This is a genomic window from Corallincola platygyrae, from assembly GCF_039544265.1.
GTDB classification, from domain to species: domain Bacteria; phylum Pseudomonadota; class Gammaproteobacteria; order Enterobacterales; family Neiellaceae; genus Corallincola; species Corallincola platygyrae.
The window spans coordinates 150,065-176,852 of sequence record NZ_BAABLI010000015.1; the positions used below are offsets into that span (position 1 = coordinate 150,065).

Genomic DNA, 26,788 nt, shown 5'->3' on the forward strand with positions numbered 1-26,788 from the left:
GCGTTGCCGACCAAGAGGGCCCCACTGGGCCCTCTTTCTTTTTGAGTTCCTTTTTTACATCGCTCCGTGAAGTCAATCGTCTTCTTAAATTAATAAAAAAATGTTAAGCACGACATCTGTTTTTAATGAGAGAATTGTACTTTGTTTGGGAAAATATAAATAAAACATTGACAGTGAGATTTTATAAACTATTATTTCGCCTCAATTAGTTTAAATCAGATTAAAAGGAGTACTTGAAATGACAGAGGTTAAATATATCAGCCGTTAACAATGGCCTTTCAAGTACTAGAGCTTGCAAGGCCAATGAACAGGACTTGCAAGCCAGGACACGTCAATACGAACCCTGGCCATAAAGCCGGGGTTTTTTGTACCCAAAATCCAGCGCGACTCTTGTTAAGTCCCAAAAATATAATGTTATTCGCGATGTATAAATATCGCGAAGGGGATTTTTATGCCTATTAAAAAGATATTAAATGGCAATGGGAAAGATGTGCCCGTAAAAATATATACGGACACAATAGACCATGGTGCAATTAATCAATTAAAGAACATTGCCAAACTGCCAATTATTCACAGCCATATTGCTGCTATGCCTGATGTGCATATGGGCATTGGTGCAACTGTGGGGTCGGTGATACCTACGCTCAATGCAATTATTCCCGCTGCGGTGGGCGTAGACATTGGTTGCGGTATGAATGCGGTGCGGTTGTCGATAAAAGCATCGCAACTGCCGGATCATTTAAAGCCGCTCCGAGAGGCGATTGAGCGCGCAGTTCCGGTGGGTGCCGGCGCGCATTCTCAAGTGTCGGCAAGAGCACAGGCCTGCAAACCGCTGGAAAAAGGACTGGCACAGCTGTTCGAACGACATCCGACGCTGCTGAAGATGCTGCGTCAGCCCCATGCGACCTGGGTGAAACAGATGGGCACCTTGGGTTCGGGCAATCACTTTATCGAGCTGTGTGTCGATGAATCAGATGACGTTTGGATCATGCTGCACTCAGGTAGCCGCGGTATTGGTAATGCCATTGGCCGTTACTTTATTCAACAGGCTAAGCGCGATATGCAAGGGCATATGCAACACCTGCCTGATAAAGATCTGGCGTACTTTAGTGAAGGCTCACCTCATTTTAATGACTATGTGGTGGCGGTGAACTGGGCACAGGAGTACGCCAGAGTGAACCGGCAGGAGATGATGGGTTTAGTGCTTCGTGCCATTGCCCCTCACTTGCCTGAGTTTGATGTCAGCCATGAAGCGATTAACTGTCATCATAATTATGTGCAGCAGGAGTTTCACTATGGCGAGCAGGTGTTTGTGACTCGCAAAGGGGCGATCTCTGCGCGACAGGATGAGTTGGGGATTATTCCGGGCTCAATGGGAACCCGCTCCTACATTGTTCGTGGTAAAGGCAGTGAGGAGAGTTTCTGCTCCTGCTCTCATGGTGCGGGCAGGGTGATGAGCCGAGGTAAGGCCAAACAGCTGTTTAGCCGTAAAGATCTCGAAGAGCAAACCCGTGGTGTCGAATGCCGTAAAGACAAAGGCGTCTTGGATGAGATCCCGGGTGCGTATAAAGATATCGATCAGGTGATGGCACATCAAAATGATCTGGTAGAAGTGGTACATACACTCAAGCAGCTGGTGTGTGTCAAAGGGTAGAGCAAACGATTTGTTGTTCTTACACATACCCATACCCAAAAGAAGGGAGGTAACGATGAAAGTAAAACTCAGTAAACCACGCAACCTACATGCGTGTTCGCCACTGATGCGAAAAGGCGGTGCCCATGGCAGAAGTCAGAAGGCACAGCGGCAGGCGGACAAACAGGCGACCCAGTTGGATGCCTGGGAAGAGTATTTAATGATGGAACGAGAGGAGACCGGGGGCAGTGAGCCCCCGGCGCGTTTTTATCACTGACTCGTCATGGCTTGAGTGCAGCCATCGCTTCCATATCTACCTCGGCTTGATAGTCGACCCCTTCCAGCTCAAATCCATTGAGCGCCATAAAATCGTGTCTGTAGCCGTTAAAGTCGGTTAGCTGTTTGAAGTTCTCAGGTGTGATGGTTGGATAGATTTGGGCTATCTCGGCTTGCAGCGCGTCATCTAACTCCCAATCATCCAGCCTTAACTGTCTGTCTTCATCCAGTATTGCCGTTGCACCAGCCCCCTTGCTGGCAAACAGCCGGTAACACTGCTCAATGCAACCCTCGTGACTGCCTTTGGCTTTCATCTTCTTCATCAGTAGCGCCAGGTAAACTGACATCACCGGGATAAACACACTGGCTTTGGTAACCAGAGCTTTAGCGACAACAGGGTAAGCACTGCCTCCAATCGCCGTGTTGAGCTGCTCATTTAGGTGATTGGCTGTGGCGTGCAGATGTTCTTTTGCCACGCCAATGGTACCGAAGCGATAAACGGGTGCCGACAAGTCCGGCCCCAAATAACTGAAGGCCAGGGTTTGTGCGCCGGGCGCCAGGGCATCGGCTTCAAGCAGGGCATCTATCCATTCCTGCCAACCCTCACCGCCCATCACCTTAGTAGTGTGAGTGGTTTCTTCACTGGTAGCTGTTGGGATCTTGGTCCACTCCAGTGCCGCGGTCTCGAGGTTAACCGTATAGCCCTCAACCGGTTCACCCGTGGTTTTAAGCACAGAACGGAAACTCTCACCGGTGGCGGCAATATCGCGACGACCCGTGGCCAGTGAGTAGATCACCATATCCACCTGACCGAACGCTTGCTTTATCTGCTCGACAACCTGAGTTTGCAGCGTTGGCTGGAACGCATCGCCAATCACATTGATGGCTTTACGGCCCTCTTTCTCAGCCGCCTGTTTGAAGAAACAGTTGTTGTACCAGCCCGCGGAACCCACGCCTTTCTGGGAAGGCCCGCGTTCAAAAGAAACACCCAGCGTATCTGCGCCGCCTGCAAAGGTCAGTGCGACGCGAGCGGCGAGACCAAAGCCGGATGAAGCTCCCAGAATAAGCACGCGTTTGGGGGCGTTCAGTGCGCCCTGTGACTTCACATAGTCGATCTGCTTTTGCAGGGCCTGACGGCAGCCGATAGGGTGACAGCTGCGAGCGATATTGCCTGTCAGTTGCGGGGTGATGATCATAACGGGCTCCGAGCGTTGTGTTGCCTCAAGCATATACAGTGAACATCTATCTGCGCAAAGGCAGTGCGTCACCAAAACGTAATGCGAGCAATTATCATTATCAAGAGATTGAATTATAAGAAAATATTATTACAACGCATTGATCTGAACGTAGATGCACCGGAGAATAACCGGATAGGCATACAAAAAAGCAGTGGAGTTGGTTGTGTTAGCAAAACCTATGGTCGAAAAGCTCAATGAGCAGATTAATCTCGAATTTTTCTCTTCAAATCTCTATTTGCAGATGAGTGCCTGGTGTGAAGACAAAGGCTTTGAAGGCGCCGCTGAGTTCCTGAAAGAGCATGCAAATGAAGAGATGGAGCATATGAACCGTCTTTTCACTTATGTCAGTGAAACCGGTGCCATGCCTATCCTCGGCGGCATCGATGCGCCGCCACACGAGTTCGAGTCACTCAAAGATCTGTTTGAAAAGATCTATGAGCATGAGTGTCTGGTGACTCGCGCTATCAATGAACTGGCACATGTGGCATTCACCAGTTCTGACTACAGTACCTTTAATTTCCTGCAGTGGTACGTGGCTGAGCAGCACGAAGAGGAAAAGCTGTTTAAAGGCATTCTGGATAAAATCGAGCTGTTGGATAATGATCGCAAGCTACTGTTCTTTATAGATAAAGACCTACAGGCGATGGCGCGTGGTGGCAAGCCAGGCTCGATTATGGAGCCGGGTGCTTAGGCATCGAGATTTGTAAGACAATTGAAAAAGGAGCCGAAAGGCTCCTTTTTTGTTTTTGTTGAAGTGCGTTTACTTTATCTTGCGGCGAGTGAGCGCTAGCCCAAGTAGTGCCAGTAGGCTAACCAGTCCTGTTGAACCACCTGCATCAACATCATCCCCTTCGTCCCAAAAAGCAGCTGCTTGGTAGCTGCAGCGCAATTGAGCTTGCTCGGCCGGGGCCGCTAATAGGGTGAAGTCTGTGAGTGTTACTGATGATGGCGTTGCTAACTGATAAGGGTCTTTAAAATGGAATTTGAGGGTGTGTTCACCTTCGGGGATTGTTATCTGCATCGATTCGCCAACGCAGTTGCCACTTAAGTTTGTAATAATATTTCCATCCATGAATACGCTGAGTTGGGTATAGCCACTGGCCCCTGTTAAAACCGCAGAATAGCTGAGTGTTGCCGGGCCTGTCAGGGTTCCGCGAAGGTAACTATCGTAAGAGCTGTCGTTAGAATGCTCAATACCTGCCGCTATTGCGGTCCAGTTGTCTATATTGCCGACGGTCCAGTTTTGAAATGCGGGCTCCCAGCTTTCAATGCCTGGCACCGCGCTTGCGGCGTAAACCAAAAGATCGATATAGTAATTTCGGGCCTCATCTCCATGGCTTGCTCTCACAATAAGATCGTCATGATCATGATGATATGCAGGGCGCTCCACTGTCAGTAAAATTGAGCAGCTTGCTGAAGGCGTCAGTACGGTGCAATCATGGCTTACAAGTCCAAAAGCGCTATTAGTATCAGCCGATTGCAGGCGGACCTCTTCAATTGTCACCTCTTCATCGGAGTGGTTGGTAATCACCTGAGTGTGCTCTATCTGATCTGTTGCTTGGTCCAGAAACCAGGTCTGGTCGTCCCCTACATCCAATACTGGCTTGTAAACAAGGTCTGCCTTCACCTGCTCTATCCAGTCGAGATAATCCCCTAAGCGGGTGAATATGCCCATGTAGTTGTAGCCATGGGATACCAGCGCAGCGTAGTGATATTGTCCATCTATAAAAACAAACGCAGGTGTGCCGCTATCGCCCGGCGCAGGTCCCCTAAATTGCTCGCCTCCGCACAAGTAATTGCTGGCATTGAATCCGCTTGGTGCAGTGACCTGTGCAACGTCATTGCAGGTTGTTTCGTCGGCTATCTCAATGTCAGCACCCTGCAGTTGGTAAGCGGGTGTATAGCTTTCGTAACTGGTCGAGCCCAATCCTAAAATCTGTAGCCTTTCACCGGGCTGAATTTGCGCATCCAATTGTTCGGTGATAACCGCTACTGAAGGCAGTTCTTTTTTGCTGAAGGTGTTGCTGAGCCTGTACAAGGCCAAATCTGCGATGTAAAGCCGCTCATCATAATCTGGGTGGATGATGGATTCGAAAAGTTTGAAGCAGTTGTTTTCGCCGGCACTTCCTGAGCCGCCTATACAGGCGACCGATTCATCTGCTGGCGCTAGGTCGACGCAGTGGGCTGCAGTGAGTACCAAACCATCACCGATATAGGCGCCGCCACAACGGTGGTCAGATAAGCCATTGTCTGTTATTTGGCGTAGGCTGACTGTAAAGGGCCAGTCTTGATCGCTAACGGTTTCTCCGCCGACAACGGCGATGGCAGGTTGGCTTAAAAATACGAGCAGTGCGGTACTGAAAAGCGAGAGAAATTTTTTCATAACATCCTTGGTTATCAATCCATTAGGTATTGATGGGATGCTAAAGCAAACAATAAACCCCTGACTATGCCAGGGTCTTTATTTTGTGCAGAGAATCACTTAGCCACGCAGGTCACAGACGTTTCAGTGTATATACAAAACCGAGTTGTTCGGTTTTCATTGCTCGCTCGGAAAGTTCCAGCACGGTGATCTGGAAGTACCCGAGATCGATAATATTGTTTTCAAGGGTATAGGGATCTGCAGGCATGGGTTTGTTATCCAGCCAAACGATCCATTGGCAATCTTTGAATTCCCAAAGATCGTTGCGAGGCTCTCCCTTCTGGCCGTTGATTGCGGTGATCACCCACTTGCCTTGAAGTGCTGATTTATCAATAGCCTGACAGCAAAAAGGCAACAGTAATAGGCTGAATATCCACAACGTCCTTATTATCATTATTGTCCCTTTCATGTTGTGGGCACATCTTCCTGCTTTGGCCCGTTGTTGTTTAATCTACCAGTATCGCTTGCAGTATCCCTGCCGTGAGTGAGGTCCCGCCTTCAACGACTGTCCCTTTACCCGAGCGCGCTAAATCTTTCAGATCCAAAGGAACAGGCTCATCCGGAGTTACAAACAACACAGAAACCCGACTCTTTTTGCTGCTGACAAATTTCTTGGCCAGGTTTAGGGTCGCATTTCGTTCTTCTGGGTAACCCGTCGCATCCGTGATCACCACTATCATGCGCTGTTCTACTTCCGGACGCCATTGACTGCTTACCGCTTGCTTTAATCCGGCGTACAGCGCTTCAGGGGTATCGTCGTTACGGCCGCCACCTATGCCATGCCTGAGCTGCAGTGAATTCACAAACTGGCGCAGACGATTAAAGTTCTGAGGTGAGTCAGAGATTCTTCGCAGCGGATGCACCGTCACGGGCCGCTGATACTGGCGGTCACCATAGGCCACAATGCCTATGCCAATTGAATTAGAGAGCTTGTCCGTGACACTGACAAAACTCACTATTTCCCGTTTCAAAGCGCTCAGTGATTTGCCCATGCTTCCGGTCACATCCAGCATAAGCACCAGGTCCATATCCGGAAACTGAGTTTTGCTGCCGGGAACGGGTTTAGGCTCAGGTACAGGTTTGGGAATAGGGGCGGGTTTGGGAACGGGTACTGGCTCCGGCTTTTCCGCCAGTAGTTTCAACGCTTCGGCCAGTTGCCGTTGCAGTTCTTCAATGGTGGCGGACTGAGCATCAGCGCTTGCGTTGGCATCTTCCAGCGCTTGTTTCAGCGCATCTGTATCGGCGCTGTCACCGGTATGGGGAAAGTAGGGAAACAACAGGATCGCAATCAGGATAAACGCCCCCATACCTGAGGCAAACAGATCCAGCGCAGACATGCTGAATATGTTGATCTCCCGATTGCGACGCTGCATCGCTTAGCCCTGTGACACCAGTAGTTTTACATCACCTAGCTGCAATTGCGCGTCCAATGGCAATGCGACAGGTTTAAAGGGTTGAACCACAACGCCATTGACACGGGTGCCATTGGTTGAGTTCAAATCTTCAATAGTAAAGCCATTGGCATCACGCTTGATTCGAGCATGACGACGTGACACCGAGTTATCATCAAGCATCAGGTCAACAAGTTGAGGATGGCGACCAATACTGCAGCCTTTGGGATTTGCACTCAGCAGAGCTGCGGTAACTTGAAGACAGACACTGTCTGATTGACCTTTAAATCCCGACAGTACAATGCCACCGGCCCCTGCTGCCGCAAGCTGTGGACTTGGCGCATGTACAGGTGCTGGGCCCGGATTACTGGCCGGCGTGACGGGAGGTCGCGCAGGCGCTGAACCTCTGAATCGTTGGCTTAATGGCTCAACCACCTGATGTACCACTTGCGCTGCCTTTTGGCGATTTCCTTTGACAGCCAACAGCAGGGTTATCACCAGTAGGCCCGCCATGATGGAGCCCGCCAGCAATACGTTGTCGATCAGCCAATTAAGTTGTTTGTCGCGTTCGCCAAGCTGTTCATCCATCTGCTGGCGCAGTTCAGCTGCTTTCAATTCGGCCTCTCGAGCGCGCTGCTCGGCAAGTTCGGCGGCAGACTTTGCAGTCAGCGCATCTTTGCGAGCCTGTGCATCTGTGCCATCGCCTGAGCCTGTCACACATTCGCTATTGTCGCGAATGTAGTCAATGCCACGGTCTTTAAGAATGGCTGTCAGTTCCGATGCATGAGAAGCCCAAAACGCACCGTGACCAGCTTGTGCCTTAATGGCCATGGTGTTGGTGCCAACTATGCGGCCACAGGCGTCAAGCAGCGGGCCGCCGCTGTTTCCAGGGTTTACCGCGGCATCATGCTGGACAATCTTTAATGAGCGAGAGCCGCCCCAGGAGCCGGTATAAATACGGCTGACAGTGCCCTCAGTCGCTGTTGCCTGAATGGCATGGCTGCCGCCAGGCGCCTGGTCTGAAATGCCCGGATAACCAAAGGCATATACCTGGTCTGTTTTATTCAAACGACTGTCGTTGATCGCTATCGGGTGACCGTTGATCCCTCTCACTCGAATAATGGCAAGGTCCAAGGCCGGGGAGTCAATAATGACCTCTGCCTCAATCCGCTGCTCATCGTTGTGAGTGATAATGAATAGCTCCTGGTAATCTTCAATAACATGGTGGTTGGTCGCGATATAACCGTCTTTATTCAACAACGAACCGGTACCTGTGGAGGTTCCATCCACCATGATATTAACGATACGCACTACGCCACGTTCGAGTTTATCTACCCCCTTCAACGCGGCATACGCGGGCTGAAGCAGCAGCCCGAGTAGCGCGGTGAAAAGGAGTATAGGCTTGAGGGATAGCTGCATAAGAGTTACGCCTGTCTCAGTTCAAACATCAGGGTACCGAACTGCACTCGGTCACCAATCTGGACAATATGAGGCTGTTGCGGAGGCAGCGTTACACCATTGATGGCGACGCCATTGGTGGACGCCAAGTCTTCAATCATCAATTGCTGACTGACCCAGATCACTCGTGCATGCTGACGAGATATCTCGCTATGGGCGACAACTAAGTCTGACGAATTGGGGTTACGGCCCAGAACTAAACCTGCTGCTGAGTTACCCAGGCTGCTGCCCTGGATACGCACGGCCAGGGAGGCAGACTCCCCATCAATACCTACCAGGATCAGGTCTGGGATAGCAGCAATGGCTTGCTCCTGCGCGGCTTTCGCTGCCAGGTTTTGCTGAGCCTGTTGCAACTCTTCTGCGGTCATCTGCTGCTGTTGCGCCAACTCCGAGGCTTTGCGCTTCTTCAGCTGTAACAGGATGATCAGTGCCAACACAACGACGGCCGCACCAATACCGCCATAGAGCATCCACTGTTGTTGCTGTGCCTGTTTCGCTTTGGCGGCTTCCAGCTCGGCCTGTTGCGCTGTCAGCTTGGTTTCCAGCTCTGCCGCTTTGGCGGCGGCTTCTGCTACCACAGCTTTTTGGGCGTCAATTTCTGCACCCAAAGCGGCACGTTCTTCATCGGAGGCATCTTTGAGCTGCTTCTGCTTCTCTTCCAGCTCCGCCAGTTTTTTCTTGGCTTCGGCTGCCTTTTTAGCTTCTTCGGCACGCTTTTTAGCGAGCGCATCACGCTCGGTTTCTAACGCTTCGAGCTCTGCTCCCAGGTTCTTTTCGGTTTCTTTCAGTTTGGTCTCTGTGTCCGCCAATGCTTCTTCCGCTCGTCGGGCTTGTTCGGCAGCAGAGAGGCAAACCTCTTTTGCCACAGTGGCTGCAGCGTAGCTTTTACTCATTGCCTGAACTTGTGCAAGAGGGACGCTGAAGCCACTACCCTCTTTGCTGGTAAACAGGCTGGCATCAGGATCAGGCACGTTGATGCCAATCAGCTCGCCACAGTTGTTCACCAAGGCGCCACCATGACTGGCATCTTTAAGAGGGATGTTATGAACGATGTAACGTTTGCCACTATCTTTGTCGTGGACCAGCTTGGTAATGCTGCCGATGCCGAATCGAAAGGTCTTGGGTGCTTTGTCTTTATCGCTGGCTAAGCGCAGCGCGCCAACTGCACGCCCCTGTTCAGACTGCTGTTTGGCGACGGTCAGCGCCGGAGCATCCAGCCCTTCTACGCGAAGCAGGGCAAGGCCCAGCTTATCGTCCTGATTCACCCTGATGGCTGCCAGTTCCGCGCCCGTTGCATCGACCACAGTAAATCTTTGTCCTTTTTCCAGCGCGTCGCTGCCGGTCAGTACATACCCTTTGGCAAGGACAACGGCAGTCGCTTCTGCTCGAGGGTTATCGTTGAGATAAACCTTGAGCACCAGGCTGCTATCCAGCAGAGCTTTGTTAGGAATGTCAGCTGCCATGGCCGAACTGGCCAGCAAGGCGCCTATCAACAGAGTGAACAGTCGTTTCATGATCGTGCTTCCATTACTCGTTATTCTTTTCTTGCTCAGCCTTTGGCTCTATCGGGCTGGGCGCTTCATCTAACTTTTTTGTATCCGTGTCATCATCAACGGCCATATCTGATTTCTCAGGCGCCGCTTCTGCCTGGTCAGCCCCTTTCTGCTCATCCAGGTTTTCTGCTTCTGGTGCCTCTGGCTCGGGCATCAGTTCGGGAGAGGCCTGTTCAGGTTGTGGGTCTGTGACTAACGGCTTCAGATCTGCAGGAGCTGTGTCCTGCTCAGGCGTCAGATCGGTATCAGCTTCTGGCTCTGAGACAGGAGCATCGCTTATCTCTGCTGGGGTTGTGTCAGTGGCTGGCACCATCGGTTCTGGTACAGGCTGCATAAACCAGAGTACCGCTGCCATCGCGAACACTAAGCCCACAGCATAAAGTGTCATGCTGCTACTGCTACCTTGTTTGGGTTCAGGTGCGGCACTTCCCCCAGAGACAATGCTGGCCACCACTGCGGTTGCGTTATCCTGACCAGGACTTTGGACATCATGTACCGCGCCGAGCAGTGCGCGTACGCCTGCCGTCGGATCTGAGTTGTGTGTCGCCAGTTGGGTGGCGATTTCCGTCTCAGCAAGGGTTTGCACGCCATCACTGGCGAGCAGGATCTGGTCTCCCTCTTTTAAAGGGAATGGCGTATCAGGCTGGTCAACCAGAGATAGCTGATCACCGCAAAGTGCGGAGCGTAATGCGTTTCGCCGACTGTCGGTTGCAAGCTCTTCTTCGGTCATACGGCCAAGTTCAACCAACCCCTGCAATACAGGTAGCATGGAGTGGTCGTCATTAAGGCGATGAAGCTGTCCGTCACGGAGCAGCCACATGGGAGAATCACCAACACTCACCCAGGTCACTGATTGATCTGCGACCACAGCTGCCAGCAGCGTGCATCCCATACCTTCGTGGCCAGGGTTCTCATCTATATGCTGGGTGATTGCGTCGTTGGCTGCATAGAGCGCATCTCGCAAGATCACACTTGCAGGAGCACCTCCATCTTTGGCCTGTTGGTAATGGGCGAGGAAGGTATCTTTGGCCAATTGGCTGGCGGTATCTCCCGCAGCGTGACCGCCCATACCGTCTGCCACCAACAGCAGAAGATCACCTTGGTCATTGATCTGCCAATGACCAAAACTATCCTCTTGATAATCACGAGCCCCCTGGATCTGGGCGCCCGCCATCAATGGCGTATCAGCCATAATTATGACTTCTCCTGCCAGTCAAAATCAGGGCCACAAAGCGGCATGAATTTCAGCTCTGTTGCACCAATGGTGAGTTCTACACCTGGCTTCAGTTCGGTTGGGGTCAGCACGGGTGCGTCGTCCATGTAAACCAGATTTGTGCCACCGCCTTGTTGCAGATAGAACTTGCGACCCTTGGGATCGTAGGTGACCAAAGCATGCTGCTTGCGTGAGATTTGGTCGTCACCAAAGTCGAGGATCACACGCTGGTCCTGATCACGACCTATGGCGTTAACACCGTATCCCAAGCGCAGAGCGTGTCCCATACCTGGACCGCCGGTGATCACCAGCCAGCCTGATAGCGGGTCTGCCATGGCGTCCCCCTGAGGCTCGATCGGTGCAGACACAGGAGCGCCTGAGGCAGCTGCTGTGGTTTGGCGCCCTGGGCGAAATACTCGGGTTTTTGGATCACCATCAGCGGGTGTCGCTGCAGGAGCTTGTCCCTGAGGGTTGCGCGATGTTGGCGCGTCAAATGCGTTTTCACCTGAGACTGGTGGCGGTGTTACGCCAGGACGACTGACAGACGTCGGGGTATCAAGCGGATTGCCATTTCCTGTTGTCTGCTGTGGAGCTGGCTGATTACCTCTTACTACTTGAGTGGGTTGCTCCAGCGGATTGCTGGCTTGTTGGGTCGGATTATCAATGATGCGACCATTCTGATCTCGATAGACGGGCATGTTACTCCCCCTGACGTTCGTAAAGTCTGTTAATAAGGTTGTCCAGGCAATATTGCCCAGATAAATTCAAGGCGCGTTCTTCCCGGCCTTGTGCCACATGGGTGACAAGTACAAGTATCGCTGACATCAGCAGTGCCAGCAGTGTTGTGTAAAATGCGAGTCCCAAACTGAGTGTGACTTGCTTAAGAAGCTCCGGGTCATCGAATTTTGGTGCGGCACCCGCGTCGGCCAGTGCAAGCGCAATACCAACCACAGTGCCAATAAAACCTAGTGTTGGAATCAACCAGCTGATGTAACGAACAATGTTGTACCTAAGGTCAATTTCATGCTGATAAAGTTCGAGGCTGGAGTTAAATATGGTGTTGGCCTGCGAAAGTGAGCCGCTGCTTTGGAATTGCAGGATCACTCGTCTTAACAGGCGAGGTAAAAAACAGTCCGGTGCGATGGTTTGTAGTCTGGAGTAGAGAGCTCCCAGATCTCTCCCGAGTAGCATGGTCTGTTCATCTTCGGGTAGTAACTGCAATGAAAGCTGGCGCTCCTCTTCACTGGCTGCATCGAGGCGAAACCACAGTTCCGCCATGCCAAATGCAAATACCAGCCACATTAATACAGGAATGGTGAACGGGTAGGGCAGCATGCGACTATTTCTGTCCAACAGAAAACCTGCAATGCTGCTCTCTGGAGGCAGCGTAAAAGAGAGTAGGGTGAGGATCACAACGGCTGCGCCGCAGCAATATAGCCAGTACTCCTTGCGCTTCAAGATAGCACCTCACCAGTATCTGGGCGCCGTTGTGGGCTGGGCAACTGTTGTAGCAGTTGCCCCACGGTAGTGGTGACATTGCCGAACCTCACCGCATGGTGAGACTCAACAAAGGTTTGAGTGATTCCTTGCCACTGCCCCTGTTTATCAACAAACGTACCGTTGGTACTTTTGCAATCGCAGAGGTAGTAACGCCCGTCGGCAGCTCTTACCAGCTCAGCATGACAACCGGATACAGATGGGTCCTGCAAAGTGACATCATTGCTGGATCTTCGACCGATACTGAATGCGCTTACTGGCATAGCTTCCTCTCCAATCTAGTAATTATCCTGAACGTTTGCCTTGCTTCCAGCTTCATGAACGTTCTGTGAGCCACCCTGGAAGAAACGGTTGCCCGTGACGATTGGCGCAGCATCCTCGTGGATATAGATCGTGGGATATGAATCGTCTTCGTCATAACCTACGTTATAGAACTTGTTACCACGATAGGTGCCGCTGGCTTCTTCACGAATATTGATCCCGTTGCCACCGATATTGCGTAACGTGTTGTTAATTACCAATGGGCTGGACGTGTCGTAGATGGTTAAACCGAAGCCATCGACTTCGTTGCCTTCAAAGCGCGGACTGGCAGAGCCTTCAACCCATAGTGCCCAATTCACCAACCCGGTCAGTTTGCTGTTTTTAATCACAGGCTGAGCCTGTTCTTGAATTAAGAATACACGGCCTGCAGGGCTCTTAACGTCCAGTCCTAACATGGTAGGGGTCGCCGTTCCTGAGATAGACACGACAAAGCTTTCGCCAGCTCGGCGTATCACATTGTTCTCGTAACTGCCTTTGGCAGAGCCCTTAATCAAGAAATGGTTCGAGCTGTTATTGGTAAAGCGGTTACTCTGAACCTTAGGTGCTGAACGCTCCCTAGAGACAAATACCGGCTTATCCAGACCGTGGAAATGGTTGCTGCGATAAGTACCACGAACGTCACCGTAAACGTTGATGGCATTCCATGGTGTGCTATGAAAATAGTTGTCAGTAACCGTTGGTTTGGATGTGCCATTGGCCGCCAAAATGGTGGACTGGCCATTACTCAGGTCATTATTGTGAATCACCGGGCTGCCGCCAGTGATCCACAGCGTATTCTGATTCTCTTTTGTCCCAGTGTATTTCAGCGTCAGGTTTTCCACTGTCGCGTCCGCCGAAATCGCAAAGGTGTTTTCGGTTGTTGAAGTAATAATGATGCGGCTTCGATCGCCGTCACCTTTTAGTTTGATTGCCTTATTCAGAATGATAGGGCCCTGGTAACGACCAGGTTTAATCAGCAGTGTATCGCCGGTTTTGGCCGCCGCGACTGCACTCTTAAGGCTGGTGTAATCGCCTTTGCCAGAAGCATCAACGATGTAGCCACTGCGCTTAAGGTCGATTTTAGGTCCCTTGTCGCCAGACTTAGGCTTAAATTCATACCAGCCGGTATAAGTGCGGTAACCTGCTTTGCTTACTTCGACCCGGTAGCGACCAGGGGCCAGCATCATGCCATCTGTATATGCCGGGCCGATATTCAGAATACGTACTCTGGCATTAGAAGGCGTGCGTGCCACGGTGAATGGAAACTCCGTTGGCACCACTTCAGATAGCGATACCATGGGGGTCTGCGAGCCATCATGGGTGATGGTCAAGGTACTGGTTTGGAATCCATCGGCAGACACTCGGATCTCATATCGACCGTGGGGTAGTGACATCCCCTGGCTGAACAAACGGCCAGAGCCCGTCATTACAACTTTGGCGGTGCTCGGAGACAATGTCAGTTTGAGCGGCCCAGATTCAGCTTTCTTAGGTGCTACTGGATCTTTTTTCTGTACGATTTCGGCTTTTTTACCGCCACCAATATCTGGTTTCAGTTGGCTTTGTGCTACGAAGTAACCACCGACACCGACACCCACGCCAACCAGAAGGATCAGCAGTGTTTTCATGACGCCGCCACTGTTACCTTCCTGCGGTGGTGCAGAAGTCACTGGGGCTGCGGAGGATTGTTGGGCAGGTTGTGGAGCAGAGCCCTGAGAAACAGGTTGATTGGAGGACTGTCCCATCATCACTGTTGCAGCAGGTTCTGCATGACCTGATGGCGCTGGTGTTGCCGGTGGTGTCGATTCGGCAACAATACCAAGTTTCTGCTGCCACACTTCAACACTCTGTGGGCGCTGATTTTCATTAACCTGCATTGCCCAGTCGACGCCCTGTAATACGCCTGGAGCGAACTTGCCTGCGCCAATAGACTCAGCGGTAGGCATATCGGCACCGCCACGGCTTACCGTTAATGAACGGCTGACTGCATCCATCAGCTTGTCATCACCGACACCGGTAATAGCGCGGTAAGCCACCATACCCAGTGCATAGATATCGGTCCAGGGACCTAGTTGATCCATTGACTCTGCGTATTGCTCGATGGGGGCATATCCGGGAGTCAGGATCTGAGTAACACGACCGGATCGATTGCCAATGGCCTGACGTGCAGCTCCAAAGTCCAGTAACACGGCACTGCCGTCTGGGCGGATAATAATGTTGCCCGGTTTGATATCGCGGTGGATCATGCCGGCCTGATGCACCTGACGCAGACCGCTGGTGAGGTCGATCAAAAGTCGCTGTACTTCCTCATTACCGAGTACCGGTGTTGTCTGCAGTTTTTTCGACAGGGTGATCCCTTCTTCATAATTCAGCACCATGTAAGCGGTGCCGTGGGCCTGGAAGAAGCGATGCACATGATTCACATTGGGATGGGTAAAGCGTGCCAGCACCTGAGCTTCTTGTAGAAAGCGGTCCAGACCCCATTGAAAGTCATCCGCATCCTGCTGACTTTTCGGAGCAACGGTATCGCCAGCACGAACCGCAAACTCATTGGGCAAGAATTCCTTAATGGCAAACACCTTGTTCAGATAGATGTCTACCGCTTTATAAGTGATGCCGAAGCCACCGTGACCAAGAATGCCTTCAATGCGATAGTTGTCGAGTTGAAAGCCGACTGGCAGTGCGTGAATGTGGTCCATGCTGTCGCTTTACCTTAGCTAATAAGTGGAACTAACCTCCGCAGAGTCAATTTCAAAAAGCAGAGCTTAAAAGGCCTTGCTAATGACAATGATCGCGGACGGAAAACCAATGTCACTCAAGCGAAGCACGCTTAAGTTAATAATTTGTTAAATATTGTTCGTATTTTGCGCTATCTGGTCAGACATGCCAATGCTTATAGTTAGTTTTTTCTAATGCGCTGGCACCAACTGTTCAATCTATTTATAACGCCGAATCGTCTCGCTGAATTACTAACTTGCTGATTTTGTGATCCTAAGAGGCTCAAATTTATCTCTTTTAAGGCCATTAAACGTTAACTGCTGACATTTGGGGCAATCTGAGAAATCAGTTTAGGGAGATTCACAGTACTTCCTGCTCGGCTACCCGTACTCAACATAGTGGCGTAAAATGTCGTGTTTTTTAGTAAGTGATGAGTTGGACCTTCCATGGCTGAGCAAGCAGATGTAATAGTGATAGGTGCCGGTGCTGCGGGCTTGATGTGTGCCGCCGAGGCGGGCAAACGGGGGCGTCGCGTATTACTGCTTGACCATGGTAAGAAAGCAGGGCGAAAGATCATCATTTCCGGCGGTGGCCGCTGTAATTTCACCAATATGTACGCTGAGCCATCTAACTACCTCAGCCAGAACCCCCATTTCTGCAAAGCCGCATTGGCTCAATATACCCAATGGGACTTTATCGCCATGGTTGACCAACATGGCATTGCTTATCACGAGAAAACCCTGGGCCAATTGTTCTGCGATGACAGTGCGCACCAGATTGTCGACATGTTGCTCAAAGAGTGTGATGACGCAGGCGTTGAGCTCAAACTGCGCACGGAGATCCTGGCCGTGGAGAAGACTGACGTGGGGTTTCAGCTCAAAACCAGCCAGGGTGTATTTGAGTGTGAATCGCTTGTCGTCGCCACCGGTGGCTTGTCGATGCCTAAGTTGGGAGCCACTCCGCTGGGTTATCAGATCGCAGAACAATTTGGTCTGAATGTTTTACCCACACGTGCGGGGCTAGTGCCATTTACACTGCATCCGGAACAGAAAGAGGTACTGGCTGAACTCGCAGGCATCAGTGTCGATAGTTACGCTACTGCCGAGGATGGCACTGCATTTAAAGAAGCGATGTTGTTCACTCATAGAGGCCTGTCTGGTCCATCCGTGCTGCAGATCAGCTCTTTTTGGCAGCCTGGAGAGCCTGTCACTTTTGACCTCAGCCCTGACGAATCACTCGTCGACTGGCTGCTGGAGCAGGCGAATAGCCAACCGCAACTTACGCTGAAAAACGCACTGTCCAGAAAACTCCCGAAACGCATGGTTGAAACCTGGCTGGATATGCATCAACTGGGAAATCCAGCGATCGGCCAGATCAGCAACAAACTTAAAGAGAAGTTACAGAGTGTACTGCATGAGTGGCAGATAATTCCCGGCGGGACTGAAGGGTATCGTACGGCTGAAGTCACCTTGGGTGGTGTTGACACCAACGAACTTAGCTCAAAAACCATGGCCGCTAAAAACGTGCCCGGCTTGTTTTTTATCGGCGAAGTGGTCGATGTGACTGGCTGGCTCGGGGGCTACAACTTTCAGTGGGCATGGAGTTCTGGCTGGCTTGCCGCGCAGCATGTCTAGCTGCATTAGGCTAATGAATCGATTGGATTTTTCATTGTAATTTTGTGATGGCTAATTCAGTATAAGTGCTTCATTCACACGGGAAGTGAGAAGTATGACTCGCGTATATTCTAAAGTTATCAGCGCGCTCGCCGCGTCTAGCCTACTTGTTTTCAGTTCCGCGTACGCTGCACCCGATAAGGCTCGCAGCGCCAAGCCAACCCCAAAGATCATTGACGGCACACTGTCCCCACAAGGCCAATGGCCATTTATGACTGCCCTTGTTAGAGGTGATGATCAAATCAGCGTATGGAATGGGCAGTTTTGTGGCGGTAGTTTTATTGGGGATCGTTACATCCTTACCGCTGCACACTGTGTCATCGACGAGGCACCTGAAGATATCGACGTCGTAATTGGCGTGCAAGACTTGACCTCTCAACAAGCGGAGCAAAGTCGATTGCCTGTGCGTGCAATCTATCTCCACGCAGACTATGACCAGGTGACGTTACAGAACGATATTGCGGTGTTGGAATTACAAGCATCACAAGATCTACCTGCAGTATCGCTGGCAACCAATACAGATTTGGCAAACTTAAATTTGGGTGAACTGCTTACTGCGATGGGGTGGGGCAATCAGCAGCCGGATAGCAGTTTACAGCCAATTTACCCTGATGCCCTGTTTGAAGTTGAGCTGCCTTATGTCAGTCGATATGAGTGTCAGGATCAAGGTGGTGATTTTGCTCAGATAGGCGAGGAGACTATTTGCGCCGGTTATGGACCAAATTCTTTCCGTCAGGAAGATACCTGTCAGGGAGACAGTGGTGGCCCGTTGGTTGCTGGAGGAGCTTCAGAACCTGTGTTGGTCGGCTTAACCAGCTGGGGAGACGGCTGTGGGCAAGCCTATGGTGCGTATACTAATGTCGCTCATTTCTCTACCTGGTTGGAGAAAGTGACTTCCGATCTCAGGTTTATGCCATTTGAACAATTAGGTTATGTGGCCCAGGGGACCTATCAGCACAGTTTTACTTTGCTGAACGATGATAGTGTTGCCATTGATGTGCAGTCGGTGTCGGTTGCCCAACGCAATCTTAGCAATGTGGTGACGGTGTCAGATAGCTGCTCACTGGCAAGCAATGGCGGTCAGGCATTGGCCGCGGGTGAACAATGTGAGGTGGTTGTTGAGTACACGGTCAGCGTTGCAGGTGAAAGTGAGCTGGAAGTGACTTTCGAGACTAATCATCCTCAGGCGGGAACCGTCAACTCTCTAGTCCGCATGTCGGTGCTAATAGAAGAAGCAACGGACATTGGTGCCTATGTTGACAGCGCGCTGGGTGACTGGTTTAGCAGTGATTATCCGTGGCAGGTACAGACGACAGACAGCACCGTAGGTAATACGGGACTGATGGCAGGCTCTATCTCAGATGGTCAAGAATCGGTGCTGGCGGTTAAGGTTGCAGGAACGGGCACCTTAACGTTTGATTACCGTGTCAGTAGCGAAGAGGACTACGACTTCTTTTATGTCTATGTAAATGAGTCCACAGAGTTGACTCGATCTGGTATCGATAGTGGTTTCAGAAGTTTTTCCATTACATTGGATGAAGCTGAGACTCTGGTACAGTTTGTCTACAGCAAGGACGCCAGTGTCAGCGAAGGGGCCGATACCGTTTATATTGATAATATCCGCTTCACCTCAGACAACGAACAACCGGAAACACCCCCTGTAGACAATGATGACTCTGACGTTGTTGAGACCAGTGGCGGTGGAGGCGGTGGTAGCACAGGATTCCCTCTGTTATTCCTGCTCGGTTTTGTGCTGTTGGTTCGCAATTCGCTGGTAAAGGGAGCCAACTGATGGGTTTGATTAAAACGTTGGTCACTGCGACTAGCCTAGCGCTGCTATCCGCCTGCGCATCAGACGCGGATATTGAGTCTGCCAATGTAGATAGCAGCAATCACGAAACGCTGGTGGCCGCCAGTGTCAAAGTTGAAGGTGTTTACTTCTCTGCAATCAGCACCGGCTGCAGCTCGACGAAGAGCTTTATGTTGGATGTGGTCAGCATTGACGCCGACAGCGCCGATCTTGCCGTGATCCGTATCGAGCCTGATCGCTGTAAGCGGGTGCCGTTTGTTGATTCCTTCACCTTACCGTTACCTGCTGCGGTTAAAGGACTCTCTATTCAGGTGGTCAACCCTATAGACCCAGCCCTTAAGGGTGGTAAAGGAAAGCCAAGTCGCACCAAATAGTGACATCGTAATAAAAAAGGAGCCTGACAGGCTCCTTTTTTGTTTTAGTCCCTGTCTTTTGGGGGGGGCAGCATAAACTGTCACCTGATTTCTGCCCTGATGTTTTGACTGGTACATGGCTTTGTCTGAACGGTGAAGGATATCTGTTTTGCAGGTATCCGAGTCATTAAACAGACAGATACCCGTGCTGATGGTTGCAGCTACTTTTTGTTGGTTGTGGACAAATGGATTGACTTCCACCGCTTTTCTCAGGCGTTCCGCCAGCTCAACAGCCTGCTCTGGTGATGTTTTTGGCAGAATTGCCGCAAATTCCTCGCCCCCCAATCTGCCTACAATATCGGTGGACCGCAGGTGGCTTTGGCACTGAGCTGCGACATGTTTCAGGACCTTGTCACCAACCAAGTGGCCAAATCTGTCGTTCCAGCGTTTGAAATGATCGATATCGATAGTGAGCACCGTCGAGTTGCTGCCATTGAGCTGAAACTTCTCAAAATAGGAAGAGAGCTTGGCCAGAAAAGTGCGTCGATTATATAGCTTGGTCAGCTCGTCTCTTTCCAACAGATACTGAATTTTTTGCTCCATCTCGACCTTCTCTGAGATGTTGCGGGTTATCCACAGTACTGAGTCAAATGCTTCACCATTTAAAGCTAATGGCGTGATTTTCCCCTCGTACCAGATGGTGCGTTGTAGGTTTACATCCGAATTGAATTCGGGGTTCAAGTCTGAGGGTTCGACCGAGTGCATGATCACTTCGGTGCGTCCAAACGTGATCGCCTGCTCTATGTGGACAAGCAGCTTCCGAGCCAAAGACTTGGATACGATCTCGGTAAGATTGAGCCCGATTAATTTTTGGTAGTCGAAACTGGGAATTGATTCGTCATTACCCACATAGAGTTCGATACAGGTTCCATCTTTAGAGAAAACAAAGGCGTTATCGGGCAATGCGTTGACGATAGCCTTGGCGCGTCGGAGCTGATCTGTTTCGCTATTGGGTGTTTGGTTGTTCAAAAGAGTGTTTGTCCTGTTGAATCAAGCCTACGACTAACGTCTTTGAGTATAACTTACAACGAAGCCAAACCGGAGGTCTTTGATTCATATATGATTTAAACACATCAGAATGTGAGTTTTGGTAGCTTGGATGGGTTTATATGTTTGAGTTCGACAACCCTGGTCGGCGCCAAAATTTCACTTACATTTCACCTCTACCAAGATAAAGTGATGCACACCTTTAAGGCCGGAGATGCCCTGTGAAGATACTGCTGATTGAAGACAACGCAACGATCGCCAAACAGATCGTGGAGTTTTTGTCTGGTCAGCATTGGCAGGTGGATTACGCCCGTGACGGCGAGCAGGGCATTGCGCTGGCGTTGAACGATATCTTTGACGTTATATTGCTGGATCTGAACCTGCCAGATGTGGATGGCCTTGATGTCTGCGAGGCGATAAAACAACAGGCGCAGGTTGTTCCACCCATTCTAATGCTGACGGCGCGGGGCAGCTTTGAAGATAAATCGGCCGGTTTCCATCGTGGTGCCGATGACTACCTCACCAAGCCATTTGACCTTCGAGAGTTGGCGTTGCGTTGTCAGGCGTTGGCAAGGCGCAGCGAACTGCATCAAAGCCAAACCATCGACGTGGGTGAGTTAACACTGGATCTTTCCAATAAAACCGCCTGTCGTCAGGGGCAGCCGCTGCAATTGACCAGTATCGGATTTCAATTGTTGGCGCTACTGGCAAAAAGCTATCCGCAACCCGTCTCTCGTGCCCTGATTATTCACACCCTGTGGGCGGATGAACCGCCTGACAGTGACGCGCTTAAGTCTCACATCTACTCGTTACGCAAATCACTGGATAAACCGTTCTCGTCTGCCATGTTGAAAACAGTAATGAATCTTGGCTATCGGCTGGAGGTAAGCAGTGATGCTGATTCGTAGTATTAAACATGCCGCCGTGCTGATGTTTGTCAGTTTTACGCTAGGTTTAACCCTCTTGTATCTGGCCCTGGCAGTTGTGGCTGCGTTTATAGTCGAAGATGCGTTGATCTATCGCCTGCTTGCCAGAGAAGCTGCTCAGATAGAGCACCAATATCGACAGACCGGAGTGTTAGTGGAATCAGGGTTAGATTTTATTCAGGTGTATGCCAAAAAAAGTGCCTTGCCGACCTTCGCACAACAAGCGTTGGCTGACGGCATCACAGACAACGAGATCTTTACCTCCACCAAAGAGCATTACCATATAAAAACGCTGCGTTTAAAGCAGGGTAAGACGGGCTACTTACTGGCTGAGGTCTCGCCGTTGCTCATCGTTACCAATACACCACGGATATTCACTGTGTTCCTGTTCGGGCTGGGGATTACCCTGGTCATTGGCATTTTTCTCGCGTTTAAGATGGCTTCGTTTACGGTGCGTCCGGTGATGGCGATGACGAATGCAGTAAAAAACAAGCAACCCTTGCCCCACCTGAAACATGAATTGGGTTACCTGTCTGACACATTGCAAAACGCATTTGATGAGCAATCCCGAAGTCTGCAGCGGGAGAAGGATTTTACGACCGATGTTAGCCACGAGCTGCGAACACCGCTTACGGTATTAAACAACACCATTACCCTGGCAGAACAGCGCGGCTTTCAGCCTGAGGATATTGTTCAACTGAGGGATGCGGGCAGGCAGATGCAACACACGGTAGAGGTGTTGTTATCCTTGGCGAGAGCTGAATCAGTTGCCAAACAAACCTGCCAACTGCGACCCATGATTGAGCAGGTAGGTATGACCTGCGCTTTGTCACAAGGCATAGAACTGGACCTCTCACTGGAGGTCGCCGATGACTTTGTGGTGGATGCAGATCCCAGCCTGCTGACATTGCTGCTAACTAACCTGATCAACAATGCTATCAGCCATGGGTCTGATAACCAGCTGACCATTGAGGCCAATGAAAACCAGCTGCTGTTCCACAATGCAACATCCAGTTTGGCAGAGCATGAAACCAATAGCGATCAAACTGACTCAGGAGGTAAATCTCTGTTAACCGAAAGGGGCATTAAAGGTGAGCAGAGTCAGGGGATCGGCCAGGGGCTTTATCTTGTGACCCGGATACTGGATGCGCTGGAATGGCGTTATCAGCTGCATCATGGCAAGGGGCAATTTTCTATCGATATTTCACTCTGATTTCACCTGACAATCGCTAATCTGCCTGCAACAAAACGGAGGCAGAACCCATGACTAAAAAGATGAAGATTTTTTCGGTGACCCTGGTCACCGTGGTAGCCATTTTGGCATCACTCTATGGCGCTAAGGTTTGGTTGAAAAGCTTGTTGCCCGACAAGTCGCATTTTGAAGCACTCAAGCGCACCCAAGTTCACGACCTTCCATACATCACCGAGGATATTCCTGCATATCGCGGCAAAATTCTGGCTGTGGTGACCAGTGTGGATCGCATGGGTGAAGATAAGACCACCGGCTATGAACATACCGAGTTGGCGCGTGCCTACTGGGTGTTTATCGCCAACGGGTTTGAGGTCGATATCGCCAGCCCGAAAGGCGGCAAACCGCCGGTGGTGATTGATGGTGAGGACATGGGCGCATATGACTACGCCTTCCTTAATGACCAGGCAATCCAGCAGCAAGTCGACAACTCCCTTCCGCTGGCGTCAATAGATCCCCTCGATTACCAAGCGGTCTATTTTGTTGGTGGCAAGGGCACTATGTTCGATTTCCCAGATAACCCAGATGTCCAACGTATTGCCAAAACTCTGTATCAACATGACCGTGTGGTCAGTGCGGTGTGCCATGGCCCTGCAGCCCTGGTAAATGTGGAGCTGGATAATGGCGAGATGCTGATCGCTAATAAAAGAATCAGCGGCTTCACCAACGAAGAAGAGTTGTTCCTGATCCCCGATGCAGAACAGATATTCCCGTTTCTGCTGCAAACCAAGTTGATAGAGCAGGGCGCTGATTTTCAAGCGGGCAGCACTTATCTGGAGCAGGTGACTCAGGATGGCAAACTGATCACCGGACAAAACCCCTGGTCAGTTTGGACAATGGCGGAGATGGTGGTCGCGGAGCTGGGTTATGAACCCAAAACCAGAGTGCGGACACCGGAGGAACATGCGGTTGACCTGCTGATGACTTACGACGCTAAAGGCTTTGATGCCGCAGTAAACATGATGCAACAGCAACCGGAGCTGTATCAGCGGATCCTGGTGGTGATGCATGGGATCCTGGCGTTTATGAAACTTGAGGTTGGTAAGGGGTTCGAACTGTTGCGCTTGGCCAGTCAGATAAAGGAGCTGGTGAGTTAATATCCGTTTCGATTGCAGGCTATTTACGAGTAGTCTGCAATCTGTCTATTGAAGTTCACTATTGGCAGTACTCTCTGCCGACGACTGCAAACGGTAACGTTCAAAAAGATGTTGGTAGCGAACAGGCAGGGTGGCGTGGCGCTTGGTAACCAGATAGACAGATTCGACAATCGGCTGGCTAAGTGGGTAGCTGCGCACTCTGGCTTGCTGGCAGGACGCCAGATAAGCATTTTCCGGTAATACGGTATAACCCAACCCTTCAGCAACCGGCATCAATAACATGCTGATTTGGTTGCTGAATCCCGATTGTTTGAGCTTCTCGAACCCCGGATAGCTGTCGGCGAAGTTGGCGCGCATCAGTAGGTTGGTATGGTATTCACCATCGGGATGGTTAATCAGCCCGAGTCGGTCCAGCGCTGCAAACCCCTCTTCCCTGTGGTTTTCGGGGACCAGCAGATGCAGTCGCTCCTGGCCAAACTGGCGGTAATTTAACTGCTCACACTCCTCATACTTAGTGACAAATCCCGCATCGATCTCGCCATTGAGCACCATCTTCTTGATCGTTTCGTTAGGCGCAAAACGAAAATCGATATTCAGATCCGGTGCCTGTTTTTGTTGAGCCAATAAAAAGGGATAAAACATCAAGCCAAAAGAGCCCGGACTGGCCAGCCTGCAACAGCCTTTGCTGGGATGGTCGTCATTCAGGTTGTTCAACAGATTGCTGTGGTCGTCAAACAGTCGCTTGGCGTAGCGATAGAGTCGTGTGCCCGGCAATGTGGGTTCAAACCGTTTGCCGTAACGATTAAGCAGCGGCGTACCATAGTACTCTTCCAACTTGCGCATATGGTGGCTGACCCCTGGCTGAGTCATGGCCAGCAAATCGGCGGCCTGAGTAAAACTGCCCGAATCCAACAAGGCGACATAGGTTCTGAGCCAAACGGGGTTAACCATGATCATCCAACTCTTTAAATGCGTATATAAAACATTATTTCATATGTGTTGTGTAAATGTTGATAATTTGATGCGTGACAGGTCACAGCGTTGAATAATTAGTGAGCAACTATTAGCGTGAAGGGATAATAAGAGGACCAAATAGAAAAGGCGGATGTCGCTGATTGCGAACATCCGCCAGAGGGAGTGGTTAAGTCATCTCAGTGAGAAACGACTAGTCGAGCAGGGTGACGCCGTATTCGCCAGTATGCACGTTGGCCCAGAAGCGATAAGTGCCATCCGTTTCGACCATCAGGTTGAACGCTGCGGGATCGCCATGCAGCGTCAGTTCGCGGTAGCCGTCATAGTTGTAGTCAGCAAACACCATGCCCCAGGAAGCGTCGTTGGCTGTGTATTTGTACCAGTGCTCGTCGCCTGCGGTCAGTGCAACGTCGATATAAAACAGCTTGCCGTCAGCCGTCGACATGTTGAATGCAGGATCGTTGGCGTTCCATTCACTCATTGAGCCAACTAGGCGCAGCGATTCCACAGTCAGCAGTGGCGTCACTGCTGGCGTGATCTCAAAGCGGTTGGTCTCCGGCCACAGGCGGATCACATGGTCACCGGTCTCATTCACCTTAAACAGGATATTGGATTCCTGCGGCAGGGCATGCAGCGCGCGGCCCCAAACGCCAGCGGCGCCAGTGCTGTCCAGTGACCAGCTTTGGTTACTGCTGAAGTTCATCACATAGCTACCATTGCCTGCGTCACCGCCGTCGGTTGCAAGTGGCACGGTAAGCACCCAACTGCCGTCGTCCTGTTGTGTCATCTGGTGAGCGTCGTCCGTGGGGTCCCACGCATTGGCAACCACACTGCCATTGACCTGATAACTGGTGATCTCGTCGTTCAGTACTTCGACAGCAGGCTCGATATGGTAAGTCGCTGTGGTGGGGTCGACGGTGATGGTGTAGTCACCATCGGTATCTACACGAAATACCAGCGAAGCTTCCTCAACCAGGCCTACTTTTGAGTTATAGCCGTTGCCGCCCGACAGTTCTCCCGGACGGTTGTTGATGGCACCAAACGCAAAGTCAGCAATATGGTTGGCACTGAACAGGATCTGGTACACGCCGTTGCCTTCATGGCCGCCGGTCGCGGACAGCGGCATCACCTTGCTGAAGCTGCCATCGCCATTGGCGCTCATATCATGTTCGACACGGGTTTCATCCCACACTTCTGCAGGTAGGGTACGGCCGTCCACAACACGTTCTTCGGTGCCCTCTTCGTCATAGGCAAAACCATTCACCTGCATTGAACTAATCTCGGTGATCAGAGTGACTTCAGGTGAGATGGTGAAACTCTGGTCCATGGGATCAAAGGTGATGGTGTAATCACCAGCTTCAGCGACCTGAAATACAATGTTATTGCCGAGCGTATGCTGATCGCCGGTCACCAGTCTGTTTGGGCTGGTCAGGTCATGTTTGTATACCTGATCTAGTTCGTGCTCGGTAAAAAAGCGGATGGCATAGATACCGTCGCCCGCGCGACCACCTTCAGGCGAAAGTGTGTAGGTGGCAGTGAATTGATCGCCGCTGGCGTCTATTCGCGTCATGTTGTTCAGCTCGCTGTAAGGGTTCCAGCGGTCGCGATAGTTATGAACAGTACCCACCAGCTGCGCGCTGGCCAGTTGCGGGGAGATCTCTACGATCTCTGTGTCGTCATCATCACATGCAGTCAATCCGGCACTCAGGGTGAGTACCAGTACGGGCGTCCAGATTTTCATGGCCTTCCTCTAGGGTATGAATTAGAAGTTGGCGGCCTTTTTAGCGGTAATAGTGGGCAGGGTTAAATGATGGTTTTTAATTGAAACCATTACAGATAATTAAACTGTGCGAGGGCAAAAACTCTGTCGGCAGAAATGTGACCGAAACGCGCCGATTATTCTCGCCGCTATCGTTTTCTATTCCAAAACTTAATGTAACTATTTGGGGCTTCAGCGGTTTGAGC

General features: G+C 51.0%; 23 protein-coding genes. 9 read left to right on the plus strand and 14 right to left on the minus strand.

Features of this window, described 5'->3' with window-relative positions; all coding sequences use genetic code 11:
- Positions 1 to 451 precede the first annotated feature (451 nt).
- Together ABEA14_RS13415 and ABEA14_RS13420 are read left to right on the plus strand one after the other, a co-directional pair.
- Entirely contained in the window at positions 452 to 1,654 is a 1,203-nt protein-coding gene (locus ABEA14_RS13415; RefSeq protein ID WP_345340536.1) for an RtcB family protein, read from the plus strand.
- A 55-nt stretch (positions 1,655 to 1,709) separates the two neighbouring features.
- Entirely contained in the window at positions 1,710 to 1,910 is a 201-nt protein-coding gene (locus ABEA14_RS13420) for a hypothetical protein (RefSeq protein ID WP_345340537.1), read from the plus strand.
- A gap of 4 nt (positions 1,911 to 1,914) precedes the next feature.
- Here ABEA14_RS13420 and fabV read toward each other — a convergent pair whose 3' ends face one another.
- Entirely contained in the window at positions 1,915 to 3,105 is a 1,191-nt protein-coding gene (gene fabV, locus ABEA14_RS13425; protein WP_345340538.1) for an enoyl-ACP reductase FabV, read from the minus strand.
- Between the two features lie 205 nt (positions 3,106 to 3,310).
- Between fabV and ftnA the strand changes: the two genes are divergently transcribed.
- Positions 3,311 to 3,838, plus strand: coding sequence for a non-heme ferritin (gene ftnA, locus ABEA14_RS13430; protein ID WP_345340539.1), 528 nt, complete (start codon positions 3,311 to 3,313; stop codon positions 3,836 to 3,838).
- Positions 3,839 to 3,907: 69 nt separating this feature from the next.
- Here ftnA and ABEA14_RS13435 read toward each other — a convergent pair whose 3' ends face one another.
- The 10 genes from ABEA14_RS13435 to ABEA14_RS13480 all read right to left on the minus strand — a co-directional run bounded on the left by ABEA14_RS13435 (position 3,908) and on the right by ABEA14_RS13480 (position 15,677).
- A complete protein-coding gene (locus tag ABEA14_RS13435) occupies positions 3,908 to 5,530 on the minus strand; it encodes a S1 family peptidase (RefSeq protein ID WP_345340540.1) in 1,623 nt (540 codons plus the stop codon).
- A 112-nt stretch (positions 5,531 to 5,642) separates the two neighbouring features.
- The gene (locus ABEA14_RS13440) at positions 5,643 to 5,963 is read right to left on the minus strand and encodes a hypothetical protein (protein WP_345340541.1); all 321 of its coding nucleotides are present in this window, start codon (positions 5,961 to 5,963) and stop codon (positions 5,643 to 5,645) included.
- Positions 5,964 to 6,015: 52 nt separating this feature from the next.
- Positions 6,016 to 6,942, minus strand: coding sequence for a vWA domain-containing protein (locus ABEA14_RS13445; protein ID WP_345340542.1), 927 nt, complete (start codon positions 6,940 to 6,942; stop codon positions 6,016 to 6,018).
- A 3-nt stretch (positions 6,943 to 6,945) separates the two neighbouring features.
- Positions 6,946 to 8,379: a trypsin-like peptidase domain-containing protein gene (locus tag ABEA14_RS13450; protein ID WP_345340543.1), complete on the minus strand. Its 1,434-nt coding sequence runs from the start codon at positions 8,377 to 8,379 to the stop codon at positions 6,946 to 6,948.
- Positions 8,380 to 8,384: 5 nt separating this feature from the next.
- The gene (locus tag ABEA14_RS13455) at positions 8,385 to 9,932 is read right to left on the minus strand and encodes an FHA domain-containing protein (RefSeq protein WP_345340544.1); all 1,548 of its coding nucleotides are present in this window, start codon (positions 9,930 to 9,932) and stop codon (positions 8,385 to 8,387) included.
- Positions 9,933 to 9,945: 13 nt separating this feature from the next.
- Complete coding sequence (locus ABEA14_RS13460) at positions 9,946 to 11,163, minus strand: PP2C family protein-serine/threonine phosphatase (protein ID WP_345340545.1); 1,218 nt, start codon at positions 11,161 to 11,163, stop codon at positions 9,946 to 9,948.
- A gap of 2 nt (positions 11,164 to 11,165) precedes the next feature.
- Positions 11,166 to 11,882, minus strand: a complete 717-nt coding sequence (locus tag ABEA14_RS13465; protein ID WP_345340546.1) for an FHA domain-containing protein — start codon at positions 11,880 to 11,882, stop codon at positions 11,166 to 11,168.
- A gap of 1 nt (position 11,883) precedes the next feature.
- Positions 11,884 to 12,642, minus strand: a complete 759-nt coding sequence (locus ABEA14_RS13470; RefSeq protein WP_345340547.1) for a MotA/TolQ/ExbB proton channel family protein — start codon at positions 12,640 to 12,642, stop codon at positions 11,884 to 11,886.
- A complete protein-coding gene (locus ABEA14_RS13475) occupies positions 12,639 to 12,944 on the minus strand; it encodes an FHA domain-containing protein (protein WP_345340548.1) in 306 nt (101 codons plus the stop codon). The genes ABEA14_RS13470 and ABEA14_RS13475 overlap by 4 nt, the downstream gene beginning before the upstream one ends.
- A 15-nt stretch (positions 12,945 to 12,959) precedes the next feature.
- Complete coding sequence (locus tag ABEA14_RS13480) at positions 12,960 to 15,677, minus strand: protein kinase domain-containing protein (protein ID WP_345340549.1); 2,718 nt, start codon at positions 15,675 to 15,677, stop codon at positions 12,960 to 12,962.
- A gap of 465 nt (positions 15,678 to 16,142) precedes the next feature.
- Here ABEA14_RS13480 and ABEA14_RS13485 point away from each other — a divergent pair, with 465 nt between their 5' ends.
- The 3 genes from ABEA14_RS13485 (at position 16,143) to ABEA14_RS13495 (ending at position 19,553) form a co-directional block, all read left to right on the plus strand.
- Complete coding sequence (locus ABEA14_RS13485) at positions 16,143 to 17,330, plus strand: BaiN/RdsA family NAD(P)/FAD-dependent oxidoreductase (RefSeq protein ID WP_345340550.1); 1,188 nt, start codon at positions 16,143 to 16,145, stop codon at positions 17,328 to 17,330.
- 94 nt (positions 17,331 to 17,424) lie between these two features.
- Positions 17,425 to 19,161, plus strand: coding sequence for a S1 family peptidase (locus ABEA14_RS13490; RefSeq protein ID WP_345340551.1), 1,737 nt, complete (start codon positions 17,425 to 17,427; stop codon positions 19,159 to 19,161).
- Positions 19,161 to 19,553: a hypothetical protein gene (locus tag ABEA14_RS13495; RefSeq protein ID WP_345340552.1), complete on the plus strand. Its 393-nt coding sequence runs from the start codon at positions 19,161 to 19,163 to the stop codon at positions 19,551 to 19,553. Before ABEA14_RS13490 ends, ABEA14_RS13495 begins: the two co-directional genes overlap by 1 nt.
- Here the strand turns inward: ABEA14_RS13495 and ABEA14_RS13500 are convergent.
- The gene (locus ABEA14_RS13500) at positions 19,458 to 20,561 is read right to left on the minus strand and encodes a GGDEF domain-containing protein (protein WP_345340553.1); all 1,104 of its coding nucleotides are present in this window, start codon (positions 20,559 to 20,561) and stop codon (positions 19,458 to 19,460) included. The genes ABEA14_RS13495 and ABEA14_RS13500 overlap by 96 nt on opposite strands.
- Before the next feature lie 239 nt (positions 20,562 to 20,800).
- Here ABEA14_RS13500 and ABEA14_RS13505 point away from each other — a divergent pair, with 239 nt between their 5' ends.
- Genes ABEA14_RS13505 through ABEA14_RS13515 form a run of 3 tightly spaced genes read left to right on the plus strand, consistent with a single transcriptional unit; the run spans position 20,801 to position 23,851 of the window.
- Positions 20,801 to 21,487 (plus strand): response regulator transcription factor, encoded by a 687-nt coding sequence (locus tag ABEA14_RS13505; protein WP_345340554.1) that lies wholly within the window; start codon positions 20,801 to 20,803, stop codon positions 21,485 to 21,487.
- A complete protein-coding gene (locus tag ABEA14_RS13510; protein WP_345340555.1) occupies positions 21,474 to 22,718 on the plus strand; it encodes a histidine kinase dimerization/phospho-acceptor domain-containing protein in 1,245 nt (414 codons plus the stop codon). Before ABEA14_RS13505 ends, ABEA14_RS13510 begins: the two co-directional genes overlap by 14 nt.
- Before the next feature lie 50 nt (positions 22,719 to 22,768).
- On the plus strand, positions 22,769 to 23,851 hold the full coding sequence (locus tag ABEA14_RS13515) for a type 1 glutamine amidotransferase domain-containing protein (RefSeq protein ID WP_345340556.1): 1,083 nt from the start codon (positions 22,769 to 22,771) through the stop codon (positions 23,849 to 23,851).
- Between the two features lie 45 nt (positions 23,852 to 23,896).
- Here ABEA14_RS13515 and ABEA14_RS13520 read toward each other — a convergent pair whose 3' ends face one another.
- Both ABEA14_RS13520 and ABEA14_RS13525 read right to left on the minus strand, forming a co-directional pair.
- A complete protein-coding gene (locus ABEA14_RS13520) occupies positions 23,897 to 24,808 on the minus strand; it encodes a LysR family transcriptional regulator (RefSeq protein ID WP_345340557.1) in 912 nt (303 codons plus the stop codon).
- Between the two features lie 208 nt (positions 24,809 to 25,016).
- Entirely contained in the window at positions 25,017 to 26,564 is a 1,548-nt protein-coding gene (locus ABEA14_RS13525) for a hypothetical protein (protein ID WP_345340558.1), read from the minus strand.
- Positions 26,565 to 26,788 lie beyond the last annotated feature (224 nt).

Coding starts and splice junctions, on each gene's coding strand:
- ABEA14_RS13450 (WP_345340543.1), bottom strand. CDS start 8,379: ATGCAGCTATCCCTCAAGCCTATACTCCTTTTCACCGCGCTACTCGGG.
- ABEA14_RS13490 (WP_345340551.1), top strand. CDS start 17,425: ATGACTCGCGTATATTCTAAAGTTATCAGCGCGCTCGCCGCGTCTAGC.
- ABEA14_RS13440 (WP_345340541.1), bottom strand. CDS start 5,963: ATGATAATAAGGACGTTGTGGATATTCAGCCTATTACTGTTGCCTTTT.
- ABEA14_RS13445 (WP_345340542.1), bottom strand. CDS start 6,942: ATGCAGCGTCGCAATCGGGAGATCAACATATTCAGCATGTCTGCGCTG.
- ABEA14_RS13460 (WP_345340545.1), bottom strand. CDS start 11,163: ATGGCTGATACGCCATTGATGGCGGGCGCCCAGATCCAGGGGGCTCGT.
- ABEA14_RS13415 (WP_345340536.1), top strand. CDS start 452: ATGCCTATTAAAAAGATATTAAATGGCAATGGGAAAGATGTGCCCGTA.
- ABEA14_RS13465 (WP_345340546.1), bottom strand. CDS start 11,882: ATGCCCGTCTATCGAGATCAGAATGGTCGCATCATTGATAATCCGACC.
- fabV (WP_345340538.1), bottom strand. CDS start 3,105: ATGATCATCACCCCGCAACTGACAGGCAATATCGCTCGCAGCTGTCAC.
- ABEA14_RS13475 (WP_345340548.1), bottom strand. CDS start 12,944: ATGCCAGTAAGCGCATTCAGTATCGGTCGAAGATCCAGCAATGATGTC.
- ABEA14_RS13420 (WP_345340537.1), top strand. CDS start 1,710: ATGAAAGTAAAACTCAGTAAACCACGCAACCTACATGCGTGTTCGCCA.
- ABEA14_RS13515 (WP_345340556.1), top strand. CDS start 22,769: ATGACTAAAAAGATGAAGATTTTTTCGGTGACCCTGGTCACCGTGGTA.
- ABEA14_RS13480 (WP_345340549.1), bottom strand. CDS start 15,677: ATGGACCACATTCACGCACTGCCAGTCGGCTTTCAACTCGACAACTAT.
- ABEA14_RS13485 (WP_345340550.1), top strand. CDS start 16,143: ATGGCTGAGCAAGCAGATGTAATAGTGATAGGTGCCGGTGCTGCGGGC.
- ABEA14_RS13495 (WP_345340552.1), top strand. CDS start 19,161: ATGGGTTTGATTAAAACGTTGGTCACTGCGACTAGCCTAGCGCTGCTA.
- ABEA14_RS13520 (WP_345340557.1), bottom strand. CDS start 24,808: ATGATCATGGTTAACCCCGTTTGGCTCAGAACCTATGTCGCCTTGTTG.
- ABEA14_RS13455 (WP_345340544.1), bottom strand. CDS start 9,932: ATGAAACGACTGTTCACTCTGTTGATAGGCGCCTTGCTGGCCAGTTCG.
- ABEA14_RS13435 (WP_345340540.1), bottom strand. CDS start 5,530: ATGAAAAAATTTCTCTCGCTTTTCAGTACCGCACTGCTCGTATTTTTA.
- ABEA14_RS13510 (WP_345340555.1), top strand. CDS start 21,474: ATGCTGATTCGTAGTATTAAACATGCCGCCGTGCTGATGTTTGTCAGT.
- ABEA14_RS13525 (WP_345340558.1), bottom strand. CDS start 26,564: ATGAAAATCTGGACGCCCGTACTGGTACTCACCCTGAGTGCCGGATTG.